The following is a 5,291-nucleotide window of genomic DNA, read 5'->3' as shown; positions in this document are numbered from 1 at the left end:
GCGCTACCTGCATGACGGCGCGCTGCAACTGGCCGTGGGCGAGGGCGAGTCCCTCGCCGAGGGCCTGCTGTCCTGGCAACAGGCCGGGGACGGCGCCTTCGACGTGCAATTCGCGGGCCAGCGCCTGCGCGCCCAGGTCCATGTGCTGGGCGAGCAATGCCATGTGTTCGCTCCCCAGGGCGCGGCCGTGCTGGGCCTGGCCGATCCGCTGGCCCATGCGGGCGATGTGCATTCGGAAGGCGGCCGCCTGACGGCGCCCATGCCGGGCAAGGTGGTCTCCTTTGCCGTCAAGGCCGGCGACAAGGTCAGCAAGGGCCAGCCGCTGGCCGTGATGGAGGCCATGAAGATGGAGCACACCATCGCCGCACCCGGCGACGGCGTGGTGGCCGAACTGCTGTATGCGCCCGGCGACCAGGTGACCGAAGGCTCCGAGCTGCTGCGCCTGGAAAGCTGAGCCCGCAGGCAAGACAGTTTTGCGCAAAAGTCGCGCGTGGGCGTCGCCAGGCCGTTAGGCTTGGCCACCTATGCGAGTGACTTTCTGCTGCGAAGACACCAGGCCCGACGCCTGGCTGCAAGGACTGCGCGCGGCCCTGCCGGGCGCCGAGGTGGACATCTGGTCGCCGGGCGCGCCGCAGGCCGACTACGCTCTGGTCTGGGCGCCACCCCAGCGCTTCATCGACGAGCAGCCGGGCCTCAAGGCCCTGTTCAACATCGGCGCCGGCGTCGATGCGCTGCTGCCGCTGCGCCTGCCGGCCGGGCTGCCCGTCTACCGACTGGAGGACGCCGGCATGGCCGTGCAGATGGCCGAATACGTCAGCCAGGCCGTGATCCGCTTCTTCCGGGGCCTGGACGGCTACGAGGCAGACATGGCCGCCGGCCTGTGGCAGCACCGGCCCAATCCTCGGCGCGTGGACTTCCCCGTGGGCGTCATGGGGCTGGGCTGCATGGGCGAGCGCGTGGCGCGCGCGCTGACGGTGTTCGATTTCCCCGTCAACGGCTGGAGCCGTACGCCGCATGCCATCGACGGCGTGCGGGGCTTCTGCGGCCCGCAGGACTTCGACGCCTTTCTGCGCGCCACCCGCATCCTCGTCAACCTGCTGCCGCTGACACCCGAGACCGACAGCATCATCGACGCGCGCAGCCTGGCCCTGCTGCAGCCGGGCGCCTATGTGATCAACGTGGGACGCGGCGGCCATGTGGCGGACGAGGACCTCATCGCCGCCATCGACGGGGGCCAAGTGTCCGGCGCGTTGCTCGACGTGTTCCGCACCGAGCCGCTGCTCGACGGCCATGCCTTCTGGCGGCATCCGTGCATCACGCTCACGCCCCACACCTCGGCCCGCACCCTGGCGCGCGACAGCGTGGAGCAGATCGTGGGCAAGGTCGCCGCGCTGAGCCGGGGCGAGGCCGTGAGCGGCCGCGTGGACCTGCGGCGCGGCTACTGACGGGCGCGCTCAGTCCAGCGTCACGCCGGTGCTGCGCACCAGCGCGCCCAGGCGCTGGGAGTCGCTCCTGATCAAGGCACCGAATTCGGCCGCCGTGCCGCCCACGGCCGGCGTGCCTATGGCTTCCCAGCGCGTGCGGAAGGCCGGGTCCTTGAAGATGGCGTTGACCGTGGCATTGAGTTTGTCGATGGCGGCGGGCGGCGTGCCCGCGCGCACGGCAATGCCATGCCAGCCCGTGATCTGGTAGCCGGGCACGCCGGCCTGGGCCATGGTGGGCACATCGGGCAGCACCTTGCTGCGCTCGGCCGAGGTGACGGCCAGCGGGATCAGGCGCCCGCCCTGGATGTGCTGCAGCGAGCTGCCCACGATGTCGAACATCAAGCCCACCTGGCCGCCGATCAGGTCGTTGAGTGCCGGTCCCGCACCCCGGTAGGGCACATGGCCCAGCTTGACCTGCTCCATGGAGTTGAACAGCTCGCCCGCCAGGTGCTGGGGCGTGCCGTTGCCGGCCGAGGCAAAGCTCAGCGTCTTGCCCGTTTTGGCCAGGGCCAGCAGCTCGGCCACGGTCTTGACGCCCAGCGAGGGATGGACCTCCAGCACCAGCGGGAAGGCCGACAGCTGCACCACGGGCTCCAGGTCCTTGAGCGGGTTGAAGGGCATGCTCTTGTACAGCGAGGAATTCACGGCCATGGGGCCGCTGGCGGCCAGCAGCAGGGTGTGGCCGTCGGGCGTTGCCTGGCGGGCCACCTCGGCGCTGCCCAGGTTGCCGCCCGCGCCGCTCTTGTTCTCCACGATGACGGTCACGCCCAGGCGCTGCTGCAACTCGGGCTGCAGCATGCGTGCCATCAGGTCGGTGGGGCCGCCGGGCGGGTAGGGCACGACGAAGCGGATGGTCTTGCTGGGGAACGCCGGCGACGGGGTCTGGGCCGAGGCCTGGCCCGCCAGGCCCAGGGCCATGAAGGCCAGGGGAAGCGCCGTGAATGCGGTGGCTGCCTTGATTTTGGCGATGGCGTCACGCCGCGTGCCGTGGGTGGGCTGTTGCATGGTTGTGTCTCCTGCCTGTGGTTGGAATGGAAGGCCCGTCTTGTGCGGGCTCATGGGCCTATCGGCTTATCGGCTTATGGGCCTGTAAGGCGCCTGGTGCTCAGCCCGGTGTGAAGCGCCGGCGTATGTCGTCGGCCGTGGCCAGGGGGCGGCCCAGCGCCTGGGCGGACACCACGGCCTGGCGGACCAGGGCGGCGTTGTCGGGCGCGGTGTGGCCGTCCCGCGTCAGCAGGTTGTTCTCGAAGCCCACGCGCGCATGGCCGCCAAACGCGGCGGCTGCCGCGATGCAGGTGTTTTCCGTGGCGCCGAAGGCGCACACGGCCCAGGGCTCGCCGCCGTCATGCGCCGCAAGAAAGGGCAGCAGGTCCTGCGGCCGCGAGGTCTGGCCCGCGCTGTAGCGGCCCAGCACGAAAAGCAGGAACCACGGCGCCTCGGGCACCACGCCCTGGGCGCGCAGCGCCTGCCAGCGGCGCAGGTCGGCCACGTCGTAGAGGATGACCTGCACCATGACCTGGTCGCGCACCAGGCCCGTGAAAAAGTGCGCCAGTCCCGCATCGCCGATCTCGGGCCGGTCGATCTCGCGCAGGCCGATGGAGACGGCCTCGGGCCGCAGCGCCTGCACCATGGCGATCTGCTCGGGCGCGCGGTAGACGCCTGCGGCCTCGCTGGTGATCTGCACCACCATGTCCGTGCCCACGGCCTCGCGCACCACGCGCCAGGCTTCGCGGTAGCCGTCCACATCCAGGCTGTGGCGTCCCCGGGCGTCGCGGATGTGCATGTGGATCATGGCCGCGCCGGCATCCAGGCAGGCGCGTGCCGTGGCGGCCAGCGCCTGCGGCGTGATCGGCAGGGCTCGGTGGTCGGCCGGCTGCTTGTAGGCGCCGTTGGGGGCCACGGTGATGATCAGCGGGTCGCTCCACTGCGACGTGGTTGACGTGGGCGATGTGGGCGACGTGGTTGACGTGGGGACCGGCGTGCTCATGGCGTGTCCTGTGCCTGCTCCGGCACCGGCAGCTCGCTGGCCAGCAGGGCCAGGCCCTGGCGCAGCAGCGCGTCGTAGCGGGCACGCTCGGCCAGGCGGCGGTCCTCGGGCCAGTCGAAGAAGCCCTTGCCGGTCTTCATGCCCAGATCGCCGCGCGCCACGCGATCGCGCAGGGCCTGGGCCGGCACATCGGTGTTGGACAGTGTGGGGTACATGGTGGCGGCGGCCGCGCAATGCACCTCGATGCCTGCATGGTCGCGCTGCAGCACGGGGCCGGCCGCCAGGAAGCGGAAGCCGAAGCCGAAGCGCACGGCGGCATCCACATCCTCGGGCGAGGCAATGCCCTCGTCGATGAGGGCGAAGGCCTCGCGCGACAGCGCATGCTGCATGCGGTTGGCCAGAAAGCCGGGCTTGTCCTTCTTCACCAGCACTGGCACGCTGCCGCAGCCGCGCATGAAGGCGTGCAGCCACTGGCCCAGGGCCGGGTCGCTGCGCTCTCCCAGCACCACTTCCACCAGTGGCACCAAATGGGCGGGCATGAAGAAGTGCAGGCCCAGCATGCGCTGCGCCGTGGGCAGGCCGCTGGCGATGGCGCTGATGGGAAAGCCCGAGCTGTTGCTGGCCAGCACGGCGTCGGCCGGCGCATGCGCCTCAAGTTCGGCGAACAGCGCCTGCTTGGCATCCAGCCGCTCGGTGATGCATTCCACCACCAGGGCCACGCCGTCCCAGGCCACATCCTCCAGCGCCGCGCAGACCGAGACCTGGGACGCGCACCGGGCAAAGCCGGCCGTGGCCAGCTCGATGGCAATGTGCTGCAGCAGCAGCTCGCGCCGTGCCGCGCCGGGGTCGACCACGGTCACCAGGGCGCCGCCCCGGGCCAGGACCACGGCCACATCGGCACCCATGGTGCCTCCCCCGACGACCACCGTGCGCGCGTTGCGCGGCGAACTGCTGTGCATGCTGTCTCCTGCTGATTTCATGGATTTGAGGCGCAGTCTAGGCAGACGTTATTGAACGGTAAAGACGCATTTTTCGATAAACTGATCGGCCATGAAGATCAATTGGTCGGCCCGCGAGGTCGATGTCTTTCTGGCGCTGGCCGATTCGCTGAGCTTTCGGCGCACGGCGCTGCAGATGCACCTGTCGCAGTCGGCCGTCTCGGGCACGCTGGCGCGGCTGGAAGAGATGCTGGGCGCGCGCCTGTTCGAGCGCACCACGCGCGCCGTGGAACTGACCCAGGCCGGCGAGGTCTTCGCCGAGCAGGCGCGCATCCTGCGCCACCAGATGGACGAGACCGTGCGCCGCGTGCAGGAGGTGGCCCAGGTGCAGGTGGGGCGGCTGGCGCTGGCGGCCCTGCCTTCGCTGGCTGCGGGCTTGCTGCCCCGCGTGCTGGCGCGCTTCGCGGCCGAGCATCCGGGCGTGCACCTGGAGCTGTTCGACAGCCTGGCCGGGCCGGCCTTCGACATGGTGCGCGCAGGCCGCGTGGACTTTGCGCTCACGGCGGCCAACCCCGCCTATGCCGACCTGGACTACCTGCCCCTGGCCTCCGACCGCTTCGTGCTGCTGCTGGGCCGCGGCCATGCGCTGGCGCGCGGGCGTGGCGATCTGGGCTGGGCCGACGTGGCCCATCTGCCCCACATCTCCATGCCGGCCGGCACCAGCGTGCGGCAGTACGCCGACGAGGCCCTGCTGACCCACGGCATACGCTTTGCGCCCCAGTACGCCGTGGAGCACCTGGCCACCATCGCGGCCATGGTGGCTGCCGATCTGGGCGTGAGCGCGCTGCCCCTGCTGGCCGCGCAGGTGGTGCAGCGACGCGG

General features: G+C 70.8%; 6 protein-coding genes. 3 read left to right on the top strand and 3 right to left on the bottom strand.

The genetic code is table 11. The features are described from left to right. Together L995_RS26025 and L995_RS26020 are read left to right on the top strand one after the other, a co-directional pair. The coding region (locus tag L995_RS26025) for an acetyl-CoA carboxylase biotin carboxyl carrier protein subunit (RefSeq protein WP_047474204.1) at positions 1-454 on the top strand (454 nt) is incomplete at its 5' end. 70 nt (positions 455-524) lie between these two features. Further along, on the top strand, positions 525-1,445 hold the full coding sequence (locus L995_RS26020) for a 2-hydroxyacid dehydrogenase (protein WP_047474202.1): 921 nt from the start codon (positions 525-527) through the stop codon (positions 1,443-1,445). A 9-nt stretch (positions 1,446-1,454) separates the two neighbouring features. Here L995_RS26020 and L995_RS26015 read toward each other — a convergent pair whose 3' ends face one another. From L995_RS26015 to L995_RS26005, 3 genes are all read right to left on the bottom strand, one after another. Beyond that, positions 1,455-2,489 carry a Bug family tripartite tricarboxylate transporter substrate binding protein gene (locus L995_RS26015; RefSeq protein ID WP_047474200.1) on the bottom strand — a complete coding sequence of 345 codons (1,035 nt, stop codon included), beginning with the start codon at positions 2,487-2,489 and terminating at the stop codon, positions 1,455-1,457. A 100-nt stretch (positions 2,490-2,589) separates the two neighbouring features. Further along, complete coding sequence (locus tag L995_RS26010) at positions 2,590-3,471, bottom strand: 3-keto-5-aminohexanoate cleavage protein (RefSeq protein ID WP_047474198.1); 882 nt, start codon at positions 3,469-3,471, stop codon at positions 2,590-2,592. Next, a complete protein-coding gene (locus L995_RS26005) occupies positions 3,468-4,430 on the bottom strand; it encodes a 3-hydroxyacyl-CoA dehydrogenase family protein (RefSeq protein ID WP_047474196.1) in 963 nt (320 codons plus the stop codon). The genes L995_RS26010 and L995_RS26005 overlap by 4 nt, the downstream gene beginning before the upstream one ends. A 91-nt stretch (positions 4,431-4,521) precedes the next feature. Between L995_RS26005 and L995_RS26000 the strand changes: the two genes are divergently transcribed. Then, on the top strand, positions 4,522-5,291 hold a 770-nt coding region (locus L995_RS26000), incomplete at its 3' end, for a LysR family transcriptional regulator (RefSeq protein ID WP_047474194.1).

The organism is Delftia sp. ZNC0008 (assembly GCF_000799035.1).
GTDB lineage: Bacteria > Pseudomonadota > Gammaproteobacteria > Burkholderiales > Burkholderiaceae_C > Comamonas > Comamonas tsuruhatensis.
Note: the sequence above shows the minus strand (reverse complement) of the source record. Positions and strands in the feature narration are given on the sequence as shown.